Here is a 25,196-nt window from a genome sequence, read left to right on the forward strand (position 1 = left end):
TTCTAACGTAAGACATCGTTTATCACTTGCAATCCCACCACAGACGGGTAGAAGATTTGTCTTCACCACCCTTCCCATTATTGAGCAACTTCAGGATGGCCTGATAGTTGGCCTCGTCCTCCGTTGTCTGATGGAAACTGGTCGGATAAATCATTCGGCGCACTCCTTTTTCAATGGTGGCTCCTTGGAACGAACCTCTGTTTGCCATCACCGGATTCAAGTCGGGATAGCCAGTTCTTCTCCACTCCGTCCAAGCCTCTTGACCGTTGGGAAAGAGCGCAAGCCACTTCTGGATAATAATCTTCTCCAATTTTTCTTCCCGGCTGCCTTCAAACTTGACTGTAACGGCACGAGGGGCGGAAAAACTGCAAGAGTAAGAACCACCGAACTCATGCTTGATTGGTACATTGCCGGAGTTCATGTAATCATCGACCGAAGCTGTCACCCCGTTTTCCTGGAACGACATCCCAATACCTTGCTTGTAGAGTTCGTCGGCATTACCGAATTCACCTCCCCACACCAAAGCAGCTTCAGCACGTAAGAAATAGACTTCGGAAGCACGCATCCAATAGGTCGGAGTGTCACCTTTGATATTCGGCTTTGAGAATGTCGTATAGACATCGTTCTGCCCGTAAAGATGCCCGGCAGGAATGGCTTGATATTTCTTGCCATCGAATGCCAACTGTCCCAAAGTACATTTGTCATCCACCGGTTTGAAGTAAGCGCTCAGACGTGGGTCTTCGTAACCCATCAGGTAAGAGAACATGGACGACCCCATGCGCGATTCATTGTACTGCTCGGCCAACCACTCGATGTTGTTGCGGAAAGTGATGCCCGCACCCGAACTCATCTGCGCCTCTTCGTCTTTGGAGGTCATCACTCCGATGGAGTGTTTCACGGCCAAAGCCGCATACCGCTTTGCCAGTTCGGTATCGGCAAAACGTACGCGCATCGCCAGACGAAGCATCAGCGAATTGGCATACTTCACCCATTTCCTAGAGTCACCCGCATAAACCGCATCATAATCTTCCATAATGGTCACCCCGGCATCCGCTTTCTTGGTCAAAACCTCCACAGCATCGGCCAAGTCTTTGAACATGGCAGCATATATGTCCTTCTCCAAGTCGAAAGGAATGTTCATCGTAGCATCGGCTGCATGTGAATAAGGCATCGGCCCGAAACTCTCCAACGCCTTGTGCCAAGCCGAAATCTTCAATACTTGTGCCAAGGCAAAGACTTCGGGAGTGTCGTTCTTTTCAGAAGCGGCTTTCAATTTTTTCCACGGGTCGAGTGCATTGGTATAAGAACGTGCATAAGTACCCTTAATCCATCCGTCAATCAAATAATAACTGGTATTGTTGTTACCACCGTTCCAAGAGTTGTTTTGTGAGAAGAATCCACTCCAGCAGTCGGCAGACAGATGATAGTCGGTCTGGTACATGTTGATGATGTCCGTATCGTCGGCTTGTGTCCCTACCGGGAAGACGGTCTGCTCCATCGTTGTCACCAATCCTCCGACGGCAACACCGTCCATGGCTTCTTCCTTCTCGTTCATTTCAGCCCAATTGGTATTGATTTCCTCGTAATCGCAGGATGCCAACAATGCTAGGGCATATATTCCCGCTAAAAGCTTATATTGATTTATCTTTTTCATATTAAAAGTCGGTCTGTTATAATTTGAATTTAATACCAAAGCCAAAGCTACGCACACTTGGCTGCATAAAGTAATCGTTGCCTTGTCCGTAGGTGGCGGTAGAGGGAGTCAGTTCGGGGTCGAACGGAGCCTCGCAGTACACCATCCAGGGATTGTTGGCAATGAAGGAAACCGTCACGTCCTTCAGTACGTTGCCAAACCAGCGGTTGGGCATGGTGTAGCTGAGTGTCAACTCCTGCAAACGGATGTTGGTAGCGCTGTAGACATAGTAGCCGGAGGTCTCGTAACCTCCTGTACCAATCATCTGGTAGTAGGTCTTTGCATCTACCCTGCCCTGTCCCGGCAATAATGCACCGCCATTGTCACGTGCCTCGGCCGAACGCTTCGACACGCCGAAACGGTCGAGCAATGCTTCGGTAGAGGAGGTAACCACACCTCCGAAACGTCCGTTGAGCAGGAAGCTGAGTCCGAGTCCTTTGTACGACAAGGAGTTGTTCCATCCCATATTGAAGTCGGGGGAAGTCTTGCCCAAATAGACGGGCTTACCGCTATTATCCAGTTCAAACGTACCGTCACTCTTTATCTCTACATAACCCTGATGATCTTTCTTCAAGAAGGTATTGGCGTAAATGTCGTGAATGCTGCCACCTTTCCTCAAAATGATACGTCCGCCATCTTTCACAACTTCAGAAATCTGGATGGGATCGTCCAACAAATCAGTATGGTAACCATCCACCATTTCTTTAATTCTGTTGACGTTACGCGAAAATGTCAATGTGGAGGAGAATGCCAGTCCGTTCTTCAGCTTGTCATTGTAACCCAAAGAGGCTTCCCATCCGCGGTTCTCCACATTACCGGCCTGCAAGTAAATCTGCTTGTAACCGGTAAATTCAGGCAAGTTACCCAAGAAAGTCTGGTTCTTGGTATTGGAATGGTAGTAAGTGACTTCTGCACTCAACTTGTTCCACAAACGCAAACTTAAACCGAATTCATACGAACGGGTACGCTCTGCCTTGAAGTCGGTAAACGGATAGATATAGGTAGGCTTCACCGTACCGCCGTCAATGGGAGTTGTCACCGTACCGGGAGTCAGACCGGAACGGGAAATTGGAGCGCCCACTTCGGTAAAGGAACCACGTACCTTCAAGTAAGAAATGAACCGGGGCAAATCTACCATTTCGGAAATGATGGCCGACAAACCTACGGAAGGATAGAAGAAGGACTCTTCGTCGGTGTTCACCAGACGGGAGTTCCAGTCGTTACGTCCGGTCAGCGTCAAGTAAAGCATACTCTTCCAGCCTAATTCCACATTGGCAAAGACGGCATGGTTGCGCACGCGGCTATCACCGCCCTTTTCGGAGACACGTCCATTGGCCGGGTCGATGTTGACTGCCACGAATTTATTGGGTACCAGGCTCAATGTTCCTTTATATCCTCTCTCCAATAGCCAATAGTTAGAATAGCTCCAGCCCAAGTTAGCAGCAATGCTGAAGTCCCGGATATGCTTGTTGACATTCAGCATGAAGTCGGCGTATTCTTGGCGGTCGTTATAGTTGCTGTAGCCATAATGTCCTTTCTTTCCCTCGGCAAACTTCTGGTCGGAAGTGGCGTAAATCTTGCGTTCGAAGAGCACATGCGTATCGTCCATGCGGAAGCGTGCGGCGGCGTTCAGCCAGTCGGTAATCTTGTAGGTCAGCCCCACGTTGAACATGTAGCGGCTCTTCTCGTTGGTAGCCACATTGCGGTAGGCAGTCCAGTAAGGGTTCTGCGAAGCGTAGGTAGGTTCGGACACCGGCCAGTATTGTACGGGAAACTTACGGCTGTCATCATAACGCTCAAAAGTCTTGATGTCTTCAAAGTTTTCTCCCCGCGGGAAGAGGTAGGCAGCCATCACCGGATTCCAGTACTGTCCTTGCGACACCATGTTGCGGTCTTTCTGCTTCACATACGACGCGCCCAGGTCGAGTTGCAGTTTATCCTTGAAGAAGGTGGCAGTGTTGCGGATAGTGAAGTTCAGACGGTCGTAAGAGTTATTGGGCACAATACCGGCCGAGTTGGTGGATGATACGGACGCGAACGTCTGGTTCTGCTTGGTGCCCGTGGTCAATGTCAACGAGTTGATGAAGTTGGTTCCGGTATTGAAGAAGTCGTCCTTCGGATCGTAGGCAGAAGGGGTAGCCAGCTTTTCTCCCCAGCTTTCGTACATGTCCTTTTTATTGCCGTAGGTGCTCTGGAACTCCGGTGTCATGTAGGCTTTGCTAAACTCCGTGGAAGAAGAGAACTGGACGGAAAGTTTTCCTTCCTTGCCCTTTTTGGTAGTAATCAGAATCACCCCGTTGGCGGCGCTGCTACCGTACAAGGCGGCTGCCGAAGGGCCGCTCAACACGGAGAGGCTTTCGATGTCTTCGGGGTTGAAGTCAGCAATACCTTCCGTTCCGGCCTTGCCCTCACCCATGATACCGCTGTCCGTATTCCCCATATTGGTGTTGAACAAAGGGATACCGTCCACCACGTAGAGTGCATTGTTGTCGCCCTCGATGGACTTGGCTCCACGCATCACCACGCGGGTAGCTCCTCCCACGCCGCTAGCACTCTTGTTGATGCTTACACCGGCAATCTTTCCGCTCAGCGAGTTCACGAAGTTAGCATCCTTCACACGGACCAGCTCGTCTTGTTTCACCTGCTGCACGTTGTAGCTCAACGCTTTCTCGGCACGCTTGATACCCAGGGCAGTGACCACTACCTCGTTCAGCTTCTGCGAATCTTCTTCCAACAGCACATTCAGGATTCGATCGTCTATTATCTTGATTTCCTTAGTAGTATATCCCACATAAGAGATTTCGAGAACGTCCCCCTTGTTTACCGCCAAGTTGAACTTGCCGTCCAAATCAGTAATGGTACCGGCAATGGTATTCTTCACCTTCACGTTGACGCCAATCAGCGGTTCGCCGGTAGCATCCTTGACCACGCCGTCCACCTTGATTTTGGGTTCTTGTTGCTTTATCTGTTTCGTGGACAAGATTATCTGATTGTCTACCAATGTATAAGTGACATTTGTTCCACGAAACATGTCATCCAGGATCTCTGTTATCTTTCCCGACCGGCTGTTTACCGAAACAATGCGGTCTGCCTGAATCGTCTTGTTATTATAGAGGAACACATAGTCGGAGTTCTCCTCTATCTTATTCAATACATTTTCTATGGAAACACTCGACATAGAAAAGGAGCCTCGCGTCCGCTGGGCGTACCCGTTACTGGCAGGAAGCTGTAATACAACAGCAAAAAGTAGTATTAGACTTATCCTCATAGGTAAAGGAAGTTTTAATTTTAAGGTATATTTAAGGCATACTGCACTAAATGAATGATTATTTTTCATACATTTGCGGTTAACTAAAGTTTATTACTAAATGAACTAAGGTTTGATTCACGGCTTCTTGTCTGCTAAACCAAAATCCGTGAGTTTTTTAATGAGTAGGGAAGAAAGCTGTGGGGACAGTTTTCTTCCTTTTTTGTTTTTGCTCTTCTTATACTATATCATAGGCTCTTTATGGTTTTAAGGGTTACTAATATAAGTTTACTATAATCCTAGCCTTCGTAAGGGTATCGTCTGCCTGCTGCGCAGCATCTTCCACCCTCCACTTCAAGGCTGCCGACTTTGCCAGATAATCCAAAATCTGCTGCAAGGTCTCTTTGTGGAAAGTCGCCCGGTACTTGTATTCCTTTCCCAACCTATTGTCAAACTCAATATCCACATTGAAATGCCTTGAAAGCCTTTTGAATATCTCTTCCAACGTCGCATTCCTGAAAATCAGCTTTCCGTCTTTCCAAGCCACCTTCTCGTAGACATCCACTTTATTTTTAATCCATTTCCGACTGTTCCGATTGTAAAGCAACTGCTCTCCGGGTAACAATTCCATTGTCTCCTGATTGGGGGTTACCACATTTACCTTACCTTTCTCCAACACCGTACCAATAAGTTCTTCATCCTCGTAGGCAGCCACGTTGAACTTCGTTCCGTATACATATACACTCAATCCATCCAGTGTGTTCACATAAAAAGGACGTTTCTTGTCGGCCTGCACTTCAAAATACGCTTCCCCTTTCAGTTCCACGCTCCGATTGTCTTTCCTGAAAACTATGGGATAACGCAAGGTACTTCCCGCATTGAGCCACGCCACCGAATGGTCAGGAAGCTCATAACGGATGACCGAACCTTTGGCAGCCGTGACTTCGGCGTAGCAGTCTACCGCTTCCGGTCCACTGAAATATAAGTAGCCCAACGTCAGCGAAATCATCAGCAAAGGTAACGTCAAGAATGCGGCATAGCGCATCAAGCTATCATACATCTGCCTACCCCGCTTTTTCCTTATCAACTGCTGTGTCCGTTCAAAAGCTTTGGCCACATCAATTGATTCCATTTCCCGGATATCATCTCCCAATGCTTGTGCTTTCCGAAACAATAAATCCGAATCTAATTTTTCCATAATCTCTAAACCTTATAACCTATTTATAATTGCAATTACATAGATAATACAATCGGGAAATCAAAAAGGGACAGCTAAAACAAAGTTTTTTCAATTGGGTCCTTAATAACAAAATACTACTTGCCTATTGCCACAGCTTTGTTCTTTTAAATTTCAAAAAGAACCTTTTATTTGACTTTCTTATTGTATATTTGCCTTCGAAATACTGTAGATATATTATGAAACTATCTCTTAATGAACAAAGCAAGAAACAAGTATTCAAGCAGCTCTACGAGGAGTACTATGCCCCCTTCTGCTTGTATGCCAAGCGTTTTGTTGACAATAAAGAGACTCGCGAAGACATTGTTTCCGAAGTATTCGCCTCCCTATGGAACAACATGGACAACTTCGAGATAGACCCGAAAACGATATTGGGTTACCTCAAGATGTGCGTGAGGAACAATTGCCTGAACTACCTGAAGCATCAGGAATATGAATGGAATTATGCGGAAGTCGTCAAAAAGAAAACCCCTGTCTACGAAACGGAACCGGACAGTGTATATACCTTAGACGAAATGTACCGGATGCTGTACGGTACCCTGAACAAGCTTCCCGAGAGCTACCGCATTGTCTTCATCGAGAGCTTCTTCAAGGGAAAAACGCATACAGAAATAGCGGAAGAGCTGAACCTTAGTGTGAAGTCAGTCAACCGCTATAAACAAAAAACATTGGAATTTCTGCGCAACGAGCTAAAAGAATACATGCCGTTGCTGCTGCTATTCATTTCCCGGTAGGACTCCACCTTATTAAAGGTATTGCTCATCAGGGAATCTTGTGAGCATAATAATCCATTTACTCTTCCGGCTTCAGCGGTTCGCTGCCCATAGTCAGTTCCAGTGTACCGCCGTCCACTATATCCTGATGCGTGAAGAATGGAGTCTCCAGCTTATTGCCGTTCAGCACAATGCTCTGCACATACTTGTTATCGCGGCTATTGTTGTGGGCTATCACCTTGAACGACTTGCCGTCTTTCAGATGAACGGTCGCCTCGTTGAACAGCGGGCGTCCGATGGAATATACCGACTTGCCGGGGCATACCTGATAGAAGCCCATCGCATTCAGAATGTACCATGCAGACATCTGTCCGCAGTCTTCATTGCCCGAAAGTCCGTCGGGGTTGTTGAAGTAAAGCGTATGCAGCACCTCATCCACAATCTCCTGCGTACGCCAGGGCTGGCCTACGTAGTTGTAGAGATGGGCAATGTGATGGCTCGGCTCATTGCCGTGAGCATACTGGCCTATCAGACCGGAAATATCCACCGAAGTCGATTCACCTTCCAGCTTGGAATCGGCAGTGAACAGAGAATCCAACTTGCCGATGAAAGCGTCGCGTCCTCCCATCAGTTCTACCAATCCGTCTACATCGTGGGGAACGAACCAAGTCCACTGCCATGCCGTACCTTCGCAATAGTCATCGTTACGGTGATTGGATGCGCGGGGGTTGAAAGGCGTACGCCAGTTGCCCTCACTGTCCAGTCCACGCATGAAACGGGTACTCGGATCGAAATAAACTTTATATCCCTCGGCAAAGGCAGCATACTTGTCGCGGTTGACTTCGTCGTCCAAGGCACCTGCCAGTACAGAGATGCACCAGTCATCGTAAGCATACTCCAGCGCTTTTGCCACGGACTCATTGTCTTTGTCGCAAGGCACGTAGCCAATCTTGTTCTTCCAGTACTTGGCCTGCGGCATCAGATGCGGCACAACCAAAGGATGCGTGATAATGCCCGTCGTATCGTATTCTGCCGTACGGAGGCAAGCCTTATAGGCCTCCTGCACGTCGAAGTTACGGTATCCCTTTACATACGAATCCGCTATGAGGGAAGCTGCATGATAACCAATCATGGTACCCGTATAGTTTCCGGCCAGTTCCCACATAGGCAGGACGCCGCCCTCGCGGGACTTCTGGATGAGCGAACGGATGAAGGCCTCGTTCAGTTCTGGATCGATAATCGTCATCAGCGGATGATAGGCACGGAAAGTGTCCCATAAAGAGAAAATGGTGTAGACAGGCTCGTCCACCCTGCCTTGATGGGGCTTCAAGTCCATACCAAAGTAACGTCCGTCAGCATCGGTAAATAAGTTGGGCTGCATGCCCGTGTGGTAAAGTGCCGTGTAGAACATGGTACGCTGGTCGTTGTCCTTCGTATCGATGTCAATCTTGGAGAGATAAGTGTTCCACTGCTGGCGGGCAGCACGGCGCACACCGTCAAAATCCCATCCGGAGATTTCGGCTTCCACATTCTTGCGGGCACCGTCCATATCCACGGCAGACACACCTACCTTTACCAATACCTCCTCATTGGGCTCCGTCTGGAATTGCAGTAAAGCTTTAGCTGTAGGCAGAAGCGGACCGCCTTCGTCCAATGCCATGGAGTCCGTGACCAGCGTATAGGTAAATGGTTTGGAGAACTTGGCGTAGAAGTTGATATACTGGTCGAAAGCCCAATATACAGTCTTCTTGCGTCCACGGATTTCAGTATCGCTGATTACTTCCAGCTCCATCTGTTCATTCTTCTGGCGCTGAATGCTATAATCCAAGTCGAGGATAAAGCCTGCATCTTCCGCTTTCGGGAAGGTATAGCGATGAATCGCCGCACGTTTGGTAGAGGTCAGTTCGGCTTTCACCCCGTAGCGGTCCAAAAATACGGAATAATATCCCGGTTCGGCTGTTTCATTCTCGTGGGAAAAGGCAGAGGCGTACGCCATCTGCTGGCTCTTCGAGCCCATAGAGTGGTAATCCTGCCGCCCTACAGTGGGCATCAGCAACACATCCCCGTAATCGGCACAACCCGTACCGCTGACGTGAGTATGTGAAAATCCGTTGATAGTAGTATCTGCATAGTAATATCCGGAGCAGGCATCCCACTCGTAGATACGCGTGTCGGGGCTGGGCTGAATCATTCCGTTGGGAACTACCGCTCCGGGATAGGTATGCCCATGTCCGCCCGTACCGATGAACGGATTGACGTAAGACGCATAGTCCGGTGCCGTCTGGGTACAGCTGCAAACCGCCCCCAGCAGAAAAAGTCCGCCCAACAGTATGGAACTAGATTTCATGTTTTTCTTCATATTGTTTATTGTATAAGTAAGTGTATAGCTTCATAATAGAATCTTGTTATATGAGAATGCTTGAGGAGGGCCGCCCCATTACTTTGAGCAAAGCCCTCCTTTGTTTCATGTATGAAAAGGTTCAAGCATCCATTTTTCCGAAACCTCAGTTTACGGAAAACATGGCATCAGCGTACCTTCTTCATCGTATAGTTCTCACTCACGAAGTAAGGAACATCGGGGAAGATGTCGTTCTCAATCTCACCGCCTACATACTTATAAGGGTTGATAGCCCATCTGTTGCCCAAACCATAGATACGCATATCACCGTTAGGAGCAATATCGCCATCCATGGAATAATTATCATACTTAGGATATGCTTTCCACTGGAAGGCATTACTATAAGTACCGAAATGCATCTTGTAGGTAGCAGGGTCTTCAGCATCGCCCTCATGAATGGTTTGCGGATAGATGAGCAGTGCACCGTTATAGTAATCGCAATGCATCGGATACTTACCGGTAATTTCGGGGAAAGTACCCCAGTTGTAAACTACATATCCGGTACCTTCTTCATCTTTCTCTATAATTACATTCTTCTCAAAATCCTGACTGCCTTTCCAATCCCACCAGCGAGGATTGCCTTCTTCATCCACATAGGTAAAGAGGGAGTTACTGGAAGTTACTTTCCATTCACCGACCAAATCTTCATAGCCCATCATCTTTCCTTGATAAGCTTCACCAGTACGGTTCCAGTACTTACCGCTCCACTCCACTTCATCATCAAAAAGTACTTTACTTATTTCCGAAAGCAGCGTATAATACTGATACATCAGCGGTTTGGGATTGTAGAACATCTGAATGCCATAACCTTCATCTTTCACTTTTTGGAATTTGCTCTTGTCAAATCCATTCCAACCTCCGTTCAACTCATCATTAATCTTCCAAGGCAGCGGAGCATACTTGGATTTGGGCAGGTTCTCAAAATGAGACTCTTCACGGCCAAAGGCTCCCTCGGGATTCTGATTCTGGTAGTAACCGTAGGTCATATAGTCCACAATGTCACCTACCTTCATACCCTCTACCTCACCGTCTGGAGAGTCGAGCGAACCATATTCATACACACCGATCAGCTTGTCTCCAAATACCTGGCGGCACTCATAAACCAAACGCGCGAAGTTGGCACGTGAGCGTGTTTCGAAGCCGGGACCGGGATTGGAGTTGTTGTAGTTGGTGTACTCATCATCAAAGTCGATGCCATCCAAACCATAAATATCCAAGTAGGCTTTCAGTTCCTTGGCAAAGTCTTTGGCAGCAGCTTCCGAAAGGTTACCCATACCAGCCTCGTCATGGTTGCCAAGAATAGTCATAGCCACCTTAATGCCCTTAGCCTGCAAAGGACGGATGAACTTATCCGCATTTCTCAGCAAGAAGGAAACCTGGTCATTGCAGAAAACATGTACGCGACCGGTCTTGCTATCCACATTGATGTTGGCAGCAAAAATGCTGACTACATCAAAGAAAGGCTTTCCGTTGCTCTTCATGGTATATTCACCCATATTCAAGATGTTCTCGTCATTTACTTCCACAAAGCAATGTGTAAGTATATCACCCTTACTGATACTCTCAGGAATAGCAGCCAAAGGCTTTACCAAGTAAATATATTCCTGATTGTTTGTAGAAACTTCCACACCGTTATTGGCAGATGCAGAAACGGCAACAGCATAAGTCTGTCCGATTGTGCCTCCGGCATTGATATTCAGTTCCACAGAAGCCGACTTCTGTTCGCCCGCCTTGATAGTGGCAGTTCCACCGTTCGCCAGGCTCAGCTTATCGGCGGGATACATTTTATAGCTTGTTCCATTCTTCTTATTGTAAGCCTCCAAAACGTCTTCGTCCACTTTGAAGGTCACCGTAACATCCTGCTCTGCAGCTTTGCTCAGTTCAAAATAGAGATGTCCGGTAGCAACCTTGTCGCCAAAAACAGAAATCGGAGTAAGTTCACGTGCACCGGCGGCAGACTTTACATAGCCATACACGCCATCCACAGTATCCAGCTTGTCACTGTTGCCGGTGTTGATGACAACATCATCTTCACAACCGGTGAAGCATATTCCTGCACATGCAAAAGCCATTGCCAGCAAGCCTGATTTTACATGATTCATATATTTCATAATCAATATCTTTTTATTTGAATTAAGGTATAACTAAATTATTTAGCGGGCAGTTCCACAGCAGTCCAAGTCAATGATTCCACTGCAGTAGCATTGTTCTCATTTCCGCTATAATCGTGAATGGCAGTACCGGCGCCCTCATCGAACTTCCAGTAAGAAACCAGTCCGTCAGCATCCGGCTCTACCTGGTAGAAGTGGTCCTTTGCATTGATTTCTGCTGATGTCAACACCTTGTTCCAGATACGCACCTCTGAGATATTACCTTCCAACCAACGGTCACGATTGTATGAATGGCCAATCCAGAATCCGTTACCTTCATCGGTCATGGTCTGGCCCCAGTTCACGACTCCGCAGTCCAAAGTAGTCTCCAGCATATTCTTACCATTGATGTAGATTATAACTGTTTTTGCATCCGCATCGTAGGTCACAGCGATATGTGTCCATTCGTTTGTCGGAATAACCAGACTCTCATCGGTCACATTGCCGCTACTTGTAGCCACCTGCAACTGGTTTTGAGGAATTCCGGCATCACCGATGCGGAGCAGGAACTTACCTTCGATACCCATAATGGAAGTCAGCATCTTGTCAAACTTGCTTACACGAATCAACGCTTCTGCCGTCAGCTTATTCATATTATTGGCTACATCTGGATTGGTCCAAGTTACGTAAACCAGATTCTTGGTAATATCAGGAACCGTATTAATCAATGCGGCACCCTTCAGCACGTAGTACATGGTACCGGAGCTCTTCAAGACTCCGATGCTTGCCTGGTCTACCGTAACCGGCAATACATATACCTTCTCACGATCCAGCTCCGTCAAGTTCTTGAAGCTGACAGTGATGTCGTCTGAAATGACAGCACCGGCCAAAATGGTAGCCTGCGGAGTTTCTACCGTATAATAGTTTTCCGGCAGAGCCTCGGCTGTGTCATAATAGGTAGCGTTATAAGTAGCTACCAGTGAAGGGTCCGCCTTCAAGGCAATAGTTATATCCTGCGATTCAGGACGGGCCATTGAAATCCGGAATGAACCTTCCGTATCGGAAACAGTGTTTTTCAACAACACAGTACTGGTCATCGCCGAGCCGTTGATATACACCTGATTATCGAAATTCTCAACGTCATTATCATTACAAGCAGCAAATACACCTGCCAATAATGCCATCGATACTAAATATATACTTTTCAGTTTCATGATATTCTTTTATTTTTTAGGAGCAGGATTCATAATATTGATAGCTTCTCTCACGTATTGATAGGTATTGGTAGCATTGTAATAATCATTCTGCATGTTCTCAATAGCCAGACCAGCTTTTGTAAACTCTGCAGACGGTTCTGTCACCCAATAAGCAGCTTCCGACAGAGCTCTCAAAGCATTGTAATATCCGGTAGTCTTATCTGTTGTATCCAGAGAGACGGTAGATGCCGATACAATGAAGCGGTCAGCCGGAACACCGTCTGCCATCAAGGCCTGAAGCGCTTCTATCCCCAGTTGGGCAACATCCGTGACATCATTTGTAATCAAGATGATATGGTCACAAGAAGAGAGCACAGACTGGCCTATCAGGTTGGCAGGATACCCCTGGAACACCAGTTGCTTACCTGAATTGGCACTCTTCCAGTTGGATATCACACCGAAGAAAGTATCCTGATTTGCCTTTGCTTCAGCCTTGTCGGCTTCGGACATGTAGATAGGATTGCTACCACGATACTCGGCTACAATACCGTCGAAAGGTGCTTCAAGAGCTATCAGTCTGTTCAGCTCAGCCGACAGATAAGCCGAGAATGCAGATGTTTCTGTTCCTTCTTTCACCTTGTCGGTATGTTCCTTCAAGATATTGTCATAGCTGATGGAATAGAATACTTTCGTTCCCTTCTCATGTACATTTGCAATATCTTCCAATTCGAATTCCGCCAAATCGGGAGTAGTTGCGATAATTACGTCCAGGCTGTCGGGAACATCCGACATGTGCTGCCCGCGGCTGAAAGGAACTTTCTCACTATTATCAAACCAGCCGTATACAATCTTATGGTCAGAATTCTTGTATTCCTGCAAGTTCTTCAGATACTTGGCATACAGTTCGGGAGACTGTTCGTCGATTCCGGGTTCTTTCAGTTTAATACTCTCTGAATCCGTCCAGTCGGAGCAGGCAGACAATGCCAATACGGAAAAAGCTGCCAGCGCGATTCCTTTGAATGATTTCTTATATAATTTCATAATTATTCAGCATTTATTGTTATTATTTGCGTGCCCACCATACGTCAGTAGCCATGTTGTCCGGTCCACCCAGATAGCTGTTTACTGCCTCTTGCACGTTTTCAGTATTACTTGTATATTCTTCAGAAGGATAAGGCATACGGCGTGCACCTTTCTCGCTATCAACAATTCCACCACTCAAGTTACCTTCACTGGTTGCAGGCAACAGTTTGGGATAGCCTGTACGGCGATAGTCAGCCCAAGCTTCGTTACCTAACGGCCAATTCGCAATCCACTTCTGGGTAATGATACGTTCCTGTTTTTCTTCCTTGGATGCCCCTTCATTCCACTTGACAGTAATGGCTGAAAGGTTCTTTTCATAAGTATTAAGACCGGCGGGATCTTTGTAAAGAGCAGGTACACTGCTTTCATCAGCCAGATAGCTGTCTACACCGGTAGCTCCCCACTGTTCGAAAGAGAGACGGACACCTTGTTCATAAAAATCAGCAGCGGTTCCTTTCATGTTGAAACCATAGATTGCAGTGGCTTCAGCACGCAAGAAGGCAACTTCTGCCGCATTCATCCAAAGCACGGGATCAGAAGAGGAAATCTTCACACGCGAATAATTGATGAAATACTCTTTCATCTTACTGAGGTTGATACCGCGACGTAATCCTACATAAGTCTCTCCAGGCCATTTTGATTCCTCAAAATAGCTGGCACGACGATTGTCGTTGTAACCGTTCATGTAGCAGATGATGTCGGCAGCAGGATGGGTATCACCACCTGAAGCTTCTTCATTGTAACGTACTGCCACAAACAACGGATTGCTAATTGTACCGAAATACTTCCATGTAGCATTGTCTGCATTTGTTTCAATCAGACCCAACTCGTGATTCACTGCACTTTCAGCCATTTCTTTAGCCTTAGCAGGGCTTACATTGGCAATACGGATAGCCAAACGCAGTTTCAATGAATTGGCAAACTTCACCCACTTCTGTACATTACCACTGTACACGAAATCTGCAGAAGCAACCAACGCCGCATTTCTGTTTTCAGTCAGCACCTCGATGGATTCGTCCAGTTCCTTGAAGAATGCGTTATATACTTCTTCCTGCGTATCATAAGGAATGGTAATCTTGCCATCCTGACCGATTTTAGAATAAGGAATAGGACCATACGCATCAGTCACGCGACTCATGGCAGCAACCTTTATGATTTGAGCAATGGCATAAGGAACCGGATTATTGGTATTCTCCGATACTTGTTTCACTGTGCTCAAGTTACCGTAAAGTGTTGAAATGATACGGTCACTTATCAAGAACACACGCGTCCAGTCATTTGTAGCATTAAAATTGGATATTGTATTGGACCAGCCGGCATTTGAATCGGCAAAATAACCTCCCAACGGTCCACCCAACAAACAATCAGTAAACTGTGCCGTATTGACATCTGATGAGATAACCGTACTTGCCAAGTTACTCATGGCAGAACCCAGTGCATAATCATCCGGAGTCAAATCACCCGGTTGATAAGGATTGGAGTTGATATCCATATAATTGCCGGTACAGGACATAAAGCCCATAACCAACGGAGCAACAATCAATTTATTTATAATATTTTTCTTTTTCATATCGTTTGGTATTAAAATTTAAAGCTCAAGCTAAAGCCGATGTTACGCAAAGCCGGCATCATGAAATAGTCTATTCCCTGATAAAAGTTATCGGTAGAAGCTACACTTTCGGGATCGAAAGGAGCCTTGCTGTAAATCATCCACAAGTTGCGGCCTACCAACGAAACCTTGATATCGCACACATCATTCAACAACTTTCTGGGGATGGTGTAACCCAAAGATACTTCCTGCAGACGAACATTGGTAGCAGAATAAGTGTAGTATTGGGGAACAGACGTGCCGCTACCTACTACACCGTACCATGTTTCGGGGTTTACCTTATCTCTACCATTCACCAACACGTAACCTAAATCACGTGCATCGGCAGAAGCCTCGGACACACCGTAATAGTCCAACATAGCTTGTGTACGTGAGTAAACCACACCACCCAAACGGGCTGAAATCAAGAAACCTGCTGTGAAATTCTTCCAAATGAAGTTATTACGCCAAGCCAAATTACCTTTAGGAAGTACGCTTCCCAACTTGATGTATTTATCCGGGTCCGTTATGGCTTCCGTAGCAACCGTTCCATTTTGGTCCACAAAAATCTGTCCATTGGCATCACGTTTCATATCTCGCAGTGAGTAAAGGTCACCCATGCTCCCACCTTCTTTCAGCAAGAAGCGGGCATCACCTAAGCCACCCATATTCAACGTGCTCAAAGAGAACAGCTCACCGGTAACGGGATTGATGGCATTGTCTGCCAAAGTCAGGATTTTATTCTTGTTACTGGAGAAGGTTATACCGGTATCCCATGTAAAATCTTTCCAGGTATTCTTGTAATTCAGCGACAACTCAATACCGGAGTTACGTACGGCACCAGTCTGGATATACATAGCCGACCAACCGCTGACAGGCAACTGCGGGTTGAATGTCTGGTTCATAGTCTTGGCATTGTAATATGTCACGTCCAATTCAAAGTTCTTGAGGAAACGCATGTTCAAACCGATTTCCCAAGAATTGGTACGTTCAGGTTTCAAATTGTACAACGGATATTGGGTCGTGATACTCCACTGGCCGGAACTTGAATTCCATTCATAGTGAGGATTAGCCAAATATCTGGAGAAAGCACTACCAACAGATGCCCATGAACCACGAACCTTTATAAAAGAAAGATAATCTTTGTTCAAGTTAGGCATTAGCTCAGACAGTACAACAGAACCACCGACTGAAGGATAGAAGAATGATTTGCTGTTGGAGTTGGGACCTGCCAGCTGTGAAGGCCAGTCGTTACGTCCGGTCAGCGTCAAGAAGTAAGTGTTCTTGTAACCAAGCTCAGCCGAAGCGAAGAGAGACTGGGTCTGTTCACGCCATCCTTCCTGCAAACGCTGTGTCTTGCTGGCACTCAGGTTCTGGATGGCAAAGTAGTTGGTCAAACCTACCGGTTCGCCGCTGAAGGCATCGCCACCATCAGCAATCGGACCACGTGTTTTCATTGCATCCGAACGTATATCGGAGAATGAACCACCGACGTTGGCCTGGAGTGACCAATCTTCACCGAAATATTTGTTGATACTCACCAGGAAGTCTGCATACAACTGTTTGTCCTGCGTCTTGGTAATACCATAAAGACCTCGTGAAGAGCTCTCGGTGAGCTGTGTATTGGTAGAAGCATAGAACTTTTCTGTATAATCATTGTTGGAGTTATCCAAACGTACACGTCCTGAAACAGTCAGCCAGTCCAGAATCTTATAGCTCAAACCGGCATTCAGCATATAGCGGTCCTTCTTGTTCTGGCGCAGATTGCGGTAGTTAATCCAATAAGGATTCTGCATTACCATACCTTCGTCACCTACCGGCCAGTATTGCGTATAAATTTTACGGGCAGCGTCATAGCGCTCATACATGCTGATATCAGACCAGTCGTTGCTGCGCGGGAACAAATAAGCACCCACCAACGGGTTGTTGTAAGTACCCTGGTTCGTCATGTTCTGGTCATTCTGCAGAATATAGCTTGCACCGAAATCCAGAGTCATCTTGTCGTCCAGGAAAGTAGTGGTGTTACGTACCGTAAAGTTGTAACGGTTGTATTTGTTGTTGGGAACAATACCCTTGGAGTTTACAGCAGCAGCCGATGCATACGTCTGGTTTTTCTCTGTACCGGTTGACAAAGAAATGCTCTCTGTTCCTACAATACCCGTCTGGAAATAATCATCTCTCGGGCTGTAATTGTAGTTATTGGCTGCAGACAAAGGCGCTCCCCAGCTCATGGCTCCTGAAGTGCTCATCACACCACCGGTTCCCGTACCGTAACGGTTTTGGAAGCTCGGCATCACAAACGGATTGGTGAATTCAGTATTACTGCTGACAGTAAGGCTCACCTTACCTTCTTTACCTTTCTTTGTAGTAATGACAATGGCACCGTTGGCAGCTTCCGAACCATACAAGGCAGCAGCGGCGGCACCAGTCAGGACTGACATTGACTCGATGTCTTCCGGGTTGATATCGGCAATCGGTTCTGAAGATCCCTGGGAGTCGAACTCCTTACCTCCGGCAGTACCACGGCCAGAGAAAATAGGCACACCGTCAATTACATAAAGTGCATTGGAAGACTGCATGATAGATTTCGTACCACGCATCACTACCTTTGATACACCACCTACACCGGATGAAGAAGCATTGATGTTCACACCCGCTACCTTACCACTCAATGAGTTCACAAAGTTGGCATCTTTATTGGAAGTAATGGCATCTGTATTCACCTGCTGTACATTGTAGGACAATGCCTTTTCCGAACGCTTGATACCGAGTGCAGTAACCACAACTTCTTCAAGCTGTTGGGTATCTCCGGCCATCATTACATTAATCGGCGCATTACCTTTCACGGGGATTTCCTGCGTAGTATAACCGATATAAGAGAATACAATCACCGGATTCGCCTCCGTAGTGGTCAGCGTAAAGTTACCGTCGAGGTCGGTAATACACCCGTTGCTGGTACCTTTTATCAATACATTCACACCAATCAGAGGTCCCATGTCATCTGACACGACTCCGGTAATCGTCCGTTCTTTCCCTTGTTGGTTGCCCTCTTGAGGAGCAGCAGACTTTTCAGAAAGATAAACGATGTTATCCTCCACTTTATAGGAAATGTCTTTCCCTTTGAGAATAACATTCAAAGCATCTTCTATAGACGCATTGTTCACTTTGACGTTTTCTACCGGCAACGCAGCCAGTTTGTCGTCATAAAAAAATTGATACTTGGATTGAGACTTGATTTGTTCAATGACTGTCCCCAATGTGCCGCGAGACACATTCAGGTTTAACTGGGCAAAGCCCCACTGGATAGAAACTGCCATGAACAACAAAACTAATAAAGCCCGCATGAACGTCGAACTCCGAAAAGCATAATTGTCTTTCATAAACACAATTTATAGGTTATACAATAAATTACTTCGAGAGATTCATTCTCTCGCATTCCTATATAAAACAACAGACAATGAAAATACACTTACTGAAAAAGTATCTTTTTTATCATTAATCCTAAAAAAAAGAGTTACCCCGAAAACAAGTTGATATATCATTTTGCTCAATATTACTAACGAAGCAAATAATTATTTCCACCTGATTCAAGAAAAACACCTATAATACAGATAGTAAATAACAAAATGATATATCAACTTATTTTCGAGGCAACCCTTTTCTTACTATATTATTACTATTCTTTACTTCTTCAGTTCATTCGAGAAAGAATAAGGATAATCTTCCGGCTGCGTACCTCTCTTCATATTAGGCTGGCTGCCCATATCAAACCTCAAGGTACCGCCATTCAGCAAATCGCCATGCGTCAGATAATTCCTGGAATAATCCACGCCGTTCACCTTGAGAGACTCGATATACATGTTCTCCGGTGAGTTATCCGGAGCATCAATAGTCAGAGACTTGCCGTTCTCAAAATGGAGGGTAGCCTTACGGAACAAAGGGGCGCCCAGCACATATTCGTCCGTACCAGGGCAAACCGGATAGAAACCAAGTGCAGAGAAGACATACCACGCCGAAGTCTGACCGTTGTCCTCGTCACCGCAGTAACCGTCGGGACCGGCAGTGTACATGCGGTTCATAACCTGACGAAGCCAATATTGGGCCTTCCAAGGCTCCCCAGCATAATTATAAAGGTAAATCATGTGCTGGATGGGCTGGTTGCCATGGGCATAGTTACCCATATTCATCACTGTCATCTCACGGATTTCATGGATTACCTGGCCGTAGTAGCTGTCATCGAACAAGGGCGGGACAATAAATACAGAGTCAAGCATCTCTACGAAAGACTCTTTTCCACCCATCAGGTCTATCAGACCTTGAGGGTCGTGGAATACAGACCAGGAATAGTGCCAGCTGTTACCTTCAGTAAAGGCGTCACCCCACTTCAAAGGAGAGAAAGGAGACTGGAACTGGCCGTCTTGATTACGACCACGCATCAGCTTGCTTTCCTTATCAAATACATTCCTATAGTTCATGGCACGTTCCGCAAAGAGTTTCTGCTCCTTCTTCGGACGGTTCAGTTCTTTTGCCATGCGGTAGATGCACCAGTCATTATAAGCATACTCCAAAGTACGGGCAGTGTTCTCGTTGATTTTCACATCGTAGGGAACATAACCAAGCTTGTTGTAATACTCATAGCCGAGGCGACCCGTAGAAGAGACCTCGGGATGGACATTCTTTGTACCGTTGATGAGACCTTCGTACAACGTCTGCACATCCTCCACCTTCACACCTTTCAGATAGGCATCTGCCAGTACGGAAGCAGAGTTGTTGCCAATCATACAGCCACGGTGACCCGGACTTGCCCATTCGGGGAAGAAACCGCTTTCCTTATAGGTGTTGACAAGACCTTCCTGAATCTGCCTGTTCACCGACGGATACATCAGGTTGAGGAATGGGAAAAGACAGCGGAAAGTGTCCCAGAAACCGGTATCCGTATACATATAGCCGGGCAACACTTGCCCATTGTAGGGACTGTAATGAATCGGATTTCCCGCCTCATCCAGTTCATAGAATGCACGCGGGAACAACAAGGAACGATACAAACATGAGTAGAAAGTACGGTACTGGTCAAGGGTTCCGCCTTCCACATCAATACGGCCCAGCACCTTGTTCCAGGCATCCTGACCTTTCTGAACCAGTGTTTCCAAATTGTCATTGCCAAGCTCCTTCAAGTTACGGTCAGCCTGCTCAAAACCGATGAAAGAAGAGGCTACACGGGCATGTACCACTTCACCCTTACGGGTTTTGAAACCGATAACAGCACCGGCATGTCCGGCTTCCTGCTCAACCTTATTCTCGGTCAAGACGCCATCGGCTACAGACGCCTTATAAGTAAAAGGCTTGTCGAACTCTATCACGAAATAGTTCTTGAAGTTCTCGGGAACACCGCCGCTGTTACGGGTAGTATAACCGATAATACGATTCTGTTCCGGAAGTATCTTCACATAAGAGCCCTTGTCAAAGGCATCGACAACAATGTATGAATGATCATTTTCAGGGAAAGTGAAACGGAACAATACGGCACGGTCGGTAGGGGTGAACTCGGTAACCACATCGTGTTCGGCAAGATATACCTTATAATAATGAGGAAGTGCTACTTCGCCCTTGTGGGAGAACCAGCTTGCACGCTTCTCTTCATCAAACTCGGGTTTGCCAACCACCGGCATAATGGAGAACTGCCCGTAGTCGTTAATCCAGGGACTGGGCTGGTGTGTCTGCTTGAAACCACGGATCTTGTTCGCGGTATAGACGTATTGCCAGCCGTCACCCATCTTACCCGTCTGAGGAGTCCAGAAGTTCATACCCCAGGGACGTGCGATCGCAGGATAGGTATTACCGGTGGAAAGCTCGAAAGTAGACTGCGTGCCGACAAGAGGACTGACATACCGGGTAAAGTCTTTGGCATGCAGCCATAAAGCACTGCTCACAAAAAAAAACAATAGGATTAATTTTCGCATAATATTAGAAAGTTGTTAGTATTAAATAAATTCTTCTCGTCATATCTCGAATTTGTGCGGCCTTCCTACTTCATTGAGGAGAGGAAAACACTGTTCCCCACAATTTTATACTCCAATGGAATGGCATTCTTTATCAGATTCAGCACAGCCCCTACACTCTCTTTTTTCTTCAGTGTACCCGAGTAAGTCTTGCTTACATCTATGTTCGGTGCCAGAATTACCCTCACCCCATACGAATTCTCCAATGTACGCGCAATGGTGTATAGGTCAGCCTTCTCAAAGACAAACTCATTATTGTGCCAGTTTTCGATTCCCGTATCCACCTGCTTCACCACCAGACGCCTAGTCATTCCGTTCAGCTCGGCTTTCTGTCCGGGGGCAAGGATAATCATACCCTCGCCATGATTACCTTTCACCTCTACTTCGCCTTTCAAAAGGGTAGCTACTGCAGACATCTTAGCCTTGTCAGACTTGAGGTTGAAAACAGTTCCCAATACTCTGACCTGCATGACCTCACTCTGTACGACAAACGGTTTTTCCGGATTCCTCATCACCTCAAAATATCCTTCTCCTTCCAGATAAACCTTTCTTCCCTTCCCTGCAAACTCATGTGGATATTTCAGGGTAGTGTTTTTATTCAGCCAGACTTTGGTTCCATCCGGCAGTTTCAGTTCCTTAATCTTATCATGAGTGGTGACAGCCAGTAATGTTTCCGGCTGGCTATAAGTCTGATAAAAAAGATAGCCGAAAGTACCCAAAAGGAAGAAGCCCACAAATACGGCCGCATACCGTATCCACCCAACCATCCTCCGTACCTTGTATTGTTTCGTCTTCTCTTGTTCCAGCCTTTTAAACAATCGCTTTTCGGCCTTTTCTATGTCTTGTGTATTCGAAGTATCCCCCAGTCTCCCCAAGTGGTAAATCTCCTCCAGCCTGAACAATTCGCGTGCATTCTCACCCGACTCTTCCAGCCAGGCGTTCACCTCACGAAGTTCATCTTCCGTACATTCACCCATAAGGAACTTGGCCAATATCTCCTCATTCAACTTATTCATTCTTTCCTTCATTATGATAATAAAACAACGCTGCTCGCAAAAACACTTACTTTCCCGATGAAAAACAGAGCCAACATCAGGTTCAGATACCCCAGTTTATCACGCAGCAACTTCAAAGCTTTGTACATGTGGGCCTCCACCGTACGCAATGACACTCCCATTGTATCAGCTATCTCCTTATTCTTCATATCATGCAGATAGCTGAGTTTGAATACCATCCGGCACTTGTCCGGCAATTCATTGATGGCATCGGACAGCTTCCTCCTGAGTTCGGCATCCTCTATCCGTTTCACCACATCATTGCTGTCAGGTTGATAGAACTCAACCCTCTTTTTATGGATTTCGAGCATGACAGCCTCATAGCCACTCACAATGTCCCGATGCTTCAGAACGTTCAAGGCACGGGTATACACCGCCCTATACAGAAAAGCCTGAATCTGCTCTCCCACCTTCATGGTATCTTTCCGCTTCCACAGCTCCACGAAAACATCCTGTACCACATCTTCCGCATCTTCTTCCCCCACAATGCGTGTGGCATAGAACAGCAGGTTGGTATAATACCTGCGGAAAAGGGATTTATATGTCAAGTCGAAATGTTCATTCATATGTTAGCCGGTTATCGGGGACTGTACCATGCCTGACCTGGCTTATCCCCCATTTCAAATTCGAAAACACTTCCATCCATTATCTGTTCATGCGTAATATAACTTTTGTCATAGTTCTTACCGTTGAGTTTGACAGATTGAATGTAGCAATTTTCCTTGCTCACCGCCGGCGCCAGTACCGTAAAGGTCTTTCCACCGGGCAGGTGCATCTTCATTTCCGGATATAGGGGGGTACCGATTTCATATTTTCCACCAACCGGGTCTACCGGATAAAAGCCCATCGCACTGAACACATACCAGGCGGACATCTGTCCGCAATCCTCGTTGCCGCACAAACCGGCAGGAGTGTTCAGGTAGAGTTCACGCATCACCCGGGCTGCATATTTCTGGGTTTTCCAAGGTTGATCCACAGCATTGAACAGATAGATGACGTGATGGCTAGGCTCATTTCCATGCGCATACTGGCCAATCATCCCGGTGCTGAAAATAGGCAACTCATCATCTGCAGAAGGATTGTAAGTAAACATACTGTCCAGCTTCTGGGCAAACCGTTCCTTACCTCCGGTCAAAACTATCAAACCGTCAATATCCTGCTGCACAGACCAGAAGTATTGCCAGCCGTTGCTCTCGCAGATGTGCGGAGTATAGTCGTCCGGCGAGAAGTTCCGGATAAACTCTCCCTTGTCATCACGGGGCTGCATGAAAGAACTTACCGGATTGTAGACATTCCGGTAATTACGGGAACGCTTATAAAACTCGTCCGCAACCTCCTTATCGCCCAGCTTCTCTGCCATACGGGCTATACAATAGTCATCATATGCATATTCCAGTGTTTTAGAAAGTGACCAGTTTTCCGAATTATACTGATCTGTCACATTATAAGGAACATAGCCATATTTCTTATATAACCCAATGCCACGATAGGAATCGATATTGGCAGTAGCTACACAAGCCTCCAAGGCCTTTTTCGCATCGAAGTCCCCAATACCTTTCAGATAGGCATCTACAATAACCGGCACAGAGTGGTAACCTATCATCATATCTGTCTCGCCCCCCTGAAAATTCCATACGGGAAGGCGGCCGTTCTGTTCGAAGAAGGCGAGGAAGGACTTCACCATATCATTCACCCGTTCCGGCTCAATAAAAGTATAGAGAGGATGAGCCGCACGGTAAGTGTCCCACAAGGAGAAAGTACTGTAATTTGTCCAGCCCTCTACCCGGTGCACTTGCTTGTCGGGACCGTAATAGGCGCCGTCCACATCACTGTAAATGGTAGGAGCAATCATCGAATGATATAAAGCTGTATAGAACTTGACTTTCTCATCGCGGTCATCGCATTTTATTTCTATCCGGGACAATTGTTCGTTCCAATCATCCTGCACAGCAGCCAGGTATTTGTCGAAATCATCATCAGGTACTTCTGCTGCTAGATTACGTGCCGCCCCTTCCATACTTACACCGGAGATGGCAGTACTGACAAGAATCTGTTCTCCTTCCTTAGTCTGAAAGTCGAATCGTGCAATGACAGATGTCCCTATCCGCTTGCCTTCTTTCTCTATGGCAGCTGTATCGAGCTGCATCGCAGCAAACGGTTTGGAGAAACGTGTACGGAAGTAGAGGCGCTGGTCGCGTGCCCAACCGTCAGAGTAACGGTAACCTTGCACCGTTACCGAATCGACGGCTTCTATGTGAGAATCATTGGTAAAATCCCAATTCATGGCTTTCCGCAAATTCAGGAAAACGGCAGCATCGGCTTTTGGGAAAGTATACCGCTGAATGCCACAACGCTCGGTGGCCGTCAACTCTACATTTATATTATAATCTTTCAGACGCACCTGATAATATCCAGCGCTTGCCGACTCTTCCGAATGAGAGAACAAAGAGTGAATGCCGAGCGGAGCTTCCGCCTCCTTATAAGGCAATGTCACCGGCATAAAAGAGATGTCATACAAGTCACCAGCGCCGGTTCCGGAGAGATGGGTATGGCTAAAGCCTGCAATGGTACTGTCCGGATAAAAATATCCGGAAATACGGTCCCAGCCCGGCAGTCCGTTGTCAGGACTGAGCTGCACCATGCCAAACGGCGCCTGAGCACCCGGATAGGTGTTTCCAGTAAAATCTGTACCGATAAAGGGATTCACAAACTCTGTATAAGACACACTCTTCACATCCGACACCTGCGAGGTGCATGCCAGAAAGGATGAAAAGACCACAAACAAACAACAAGATTTTATCAAATTCATAACATTATAGGGTTAACGTGTATAGTATAACAACCTAACCGGATAAAACACTTACACATCTTGTCACTTTTCTACAGAATTCATGCAA

General features: G+C 46.6%; 14 protein-coding genes. 1 reads left to right on the forward strand and 13 read right to left on the reverse strand.

What is annotated here, in order from left to right; all coding sequences use genetic code 11:
* Positions 1-22: 22 nt before the first annotated feature.
* The 3 genes from DWY55_RS05255 to DWY55_RS05265 all read right to left on the reverse strand — a co-directional run bounded on the left by DWY55_RS05255 (position 23) and on the right by DWY55_RS05265 (position 6,138).
* Entirely contained in the window at positions 23-1,654 is a 1,632-nt protein-coding gene (locus tag DWY55_RS05255) for a SusD/RagB family nutrient-binding outer membrane lipoprotein (RefSeq protein WP_117588975.1), read from the reverse strand.
* A gap of 16 nt (positions 1,655-1,670) precedes the next feature.
* The gene (locus DWY55_RS05260; RefSeq protein WP_243633637.1) at positions 1,671-4,961 is read right to left on the reverse strand and encodes a TonB-dependent receptor; all 3,291 of its coding nucleotides are present in this window, start codon (positions 4,959-4,961) and stop codon (positions 1,671-1,673) included.
* A gap of 256 nt (positions 4,962-5,217) precedes the next feature.
* Complete coding sequence (locus DWY55_RS05265; protein ID WP_117588973.1) at positions 5,218-6,138, reverse strand: FecR family protein; 921 nt, start codon at positions 6,136-6,138, stop codon at positions 5,218-5,220.
* A 218-nt stretch (positions 6,139-6,356) separates the two neighbouring features.
* Between DWY55_RS05265 and DWY55_RS05270 the strand changes: the two genes are divergently transcribed.
* Entirely contained in the window at positions 6,357-6,911 is a 555-nt protein-coding gene (locus DWY55_RS05270) for an RNA polymerase sigma-70 factor (protein ID WP_117588972.1), read from the forward strand.
* Between the two features lie 58 nt (positions 6,912-6,969).
* Here the strand turns inward: DWY55_RS05270 and DWY55_RS05275 are convergent, their stop codons facing one another.
* The 10 genes from DWY55_RS05275 to DWY55_RS05320 form a co-directional block, all read right to left on the reverse strand.
* Positions 6,970-9,249 carry a GH92 family glycosyl hydrolase gene (locus tag DWY55_RS05275; protein WP_117588971.1) on the reverse strand — a complete coding sequence of 760 codons (2,280 nt, stop codon included), beginning with the start codon at positions 9,247-9,249 and terminating at the stop codon, positions 6,970-6,972.
* A 167-nt stretch (positions 9,250-9,416) separates the two neighbouring features.
* Complete coding sequence (locus tag DWY55_RS05280) at positions 9,417-11,399, reverse strand: BT_3987 domain-containing protein (RefSeq protein WP_120178031.1); 1,983 nt, start codon at positions 11,397-11,399, stop codon at positions 9,417-9,419.
* Between the two features lie 38 nt (positions 11,400-11,437).
* Positions 11,438-12,592, reverse strand: a complete 1,155-nt coding sequence (locus DWY55_RS05285; RefSeq protein ID WP_005828870.1) for a DUF1735 and LamG domain-containing protein — start codon at positions 12,590-12,592, stop codon at positions 11,438-11,440.
* 9 nt (positions 12,593-12,601) lie between these two features.
* A complete protein-coding gene (locus DWY55_RS05290; RefSeq protein ID WP_005835485.1) occupies positions 12,602-13,615 on the reverse strand; it encodes a glycoside hydrolase family 18 in 1,014 nt (337 codons plus the stop codon).
* Positions 13,616-13,637: 22 nt separating this feature from the next.
* A complete protein-coding gene (locus DWY55_RS05295; protein ID WP_005828876.1) occupies positions 13,638-15,227 on the reverse strand; it encodes a RagB/SusD family nutrient uptake outer membrane protein in 1,590 nt (529 codons plus the stop codon).
* 11 nt (positions 15,228-15,238) lie between these two features.
* Positions 15,239-18,625: a TonB-dependent receptor gene (locus DWY55_RS05300; RefSeq protein ID WP_035449952.1), complete on the reverse strand. Its 3,387-nt coding sequence runs from the start codon at positions 18,623-18,625 to the stop codon at positions 15,239-15,241.
* Positions 18,626-18,928: 303 nt separating this feature from the next.
* The gene (locus DWY55_RS05305; RefSeq protein WP_005828880.1) at positions 18,929-21,205 is read right to left on the reverse strand and encodes a GH92 family glycosyl hydrolase; all 2,277 of its coding nucleotides are present in this window, start codon (positions 21,203-21,205) and stop codon (positions 18,929-18,931) included.
* A gap of 65 nt (positions 21,206-21,270) precedes the next feature.
* The gene (locus DWY55_RS05310; RefSeq protein WP_005835480.1) at positions 21,271-22,260 is read right to left on the reverse strand and encodes a FecR family protein; all 990 of its coding nucleotides are present in this window, start codon (positions 22,258-22,260) and stop codon (positions 21,271-21,273) included.
* A gap of 11 nt (positions 22,261-22,271) precedes the next feature.
* The gene (locus DWY55_RS05315; protein WP_005828885.1) at positions 22,272-22,865 is read right to left on the reverse strand and encodes an RNA polymerase sigma-70 factor; all 594 of its coding nucleotides are present in this window, start codon (positions 22,863-22,865) and stop codon (positions 22,272-22,274) included.
* Between the two features lie 11 nt (positions 22,866-22,876).
* Complete coding sequence (locus tag DWY55_RS05320; RefSeq protein ID WP_016272631.1) at positions 22,877-25,108, reverse strand: GH92 family glycosyl hydrolase; 2,232 nt, start codon at positions 25,106-25,108, stop codon at positions 22,877-22,879.
* Positions 25,109-25,196 lie beyond the last annotated feature (88 nt).

It is taken from the genome of Bacteroides sp. AF25-38AC (genome assembly GCF_003602995.1).
Taxonomy (GTDB): Bacteria; Bacteroidota; Bacteroidia; order Bacteroidales; family Bacteroidaceae; genus Bacteroides; species Bacteroides uniformis.

What these genes read in the sequence shown, in the direction of transcription:
- DWY55_RS05320 (WP_016272631.1), bottom strand. Translation starts at nt 25,108, where the DNA reads ATGAATTTGATAAAATCTTGTTGTTTGTTTGTGGTCTTTTCATCCTTT.
- DWY55_RS05255 (WP_117588975.1), bottom strand. Translation starts at nt 1,654, where the DNA reads ATGAAAAAGATAAATCAATATAAGCTTTTAGCGGGAATATATGCCCTA.
- DWY55_RS05260 (WP_243633637.1), bottom strand. Translation starts at nt 4,961, where the DNA reads ATGAGGATAAGTCTAATACTACTTTTTGCTGTTGTATTACAGCTTCCT.
- DWY55_RS05305 (WP_005828880.1), bottom strand. Translation starts at nt 21,205, where the DNA reads ATGCGAAAATTAATCCTATTGTTTTTTTTTGTGAGCAGTGCTTTATGG.
- DWY55_RS05280 (WP_120178031.1), bottom strand. Translation starts at nt 11,399, where the DNA reads ATGAAATATATGAATCATGTAAAATCAGGCTTGCTGGCAATGGCTTTT.
- DWY55_RS05295 (WP_005828876.1), bottom strand. Translation starts at nt 15,227, where the DNA reads ATGAAAAAGAAAAATATTATAAATAAATTGATTGTTGCTCCGTTGGTT.
- DWY55_RS05300 (WP_035449952.1), bottom strand. Translation starts at nt 18,625, where the DNA reads ATGAAAGACAATTATGCTTTTCGGAGTTCGACGTTCATGCGGGCTTTA.
- DWY55_RS05290 (WP_005835485.1), bottom strand. Translation starts at nt 13,615, where the DNA reads ATGAAATTATATAAGAAATCATTCAAAGGAATCGCGCTGGCAGCTTTT.
- DWY55_RS05310 (WP_005835480.1), bottom strand. Translation starts at nt 22,260, where the DNA reads ATGAATAAGTTGAATGAGGAGATATTGGCCAAGTTCCTTATGGGTGAA.
- DWY55_RS05315 (WP_005828885.1), bottom strand. Translation starts at nt 22,865, where the DNA reads ATGAATGAACATTTCGACTTGACATATAAATCCCTTTTCCGCAGGTAT.
- DWY55_RS05265 (WP_117588973.1), bottom strand. Translation starts at nt 6,138, where the DNA reads ATGGAAAAATTAGATTCGGATTTATTGTTTCGGAAAGCACAAGCATTG.
- DWY55_RS05285 (WP_005828870.1), bottom strand. Translation starts at nt 12,592, where the DNA reads ATGAAACTGAAAAGTATATATTTAGTATCGATGGCATTATTGGCAGGT.
- DWY55_RS05270 (WP_117588972.1), top strand. Translation starts at nt 6,357, where the DNA reads ATGAAACTATCTCTTAATGAACAAAGCAAGAAACAAGTATTCAAGCAG.
- DWY55_RS05275 (WP_117588971.1), bottom strand. Translation starts at nt 9,249, where the DNA reads ATGAAGAAAAACATGAAATCTAGTTCCATACTGTTGGGCGGACTTTTT.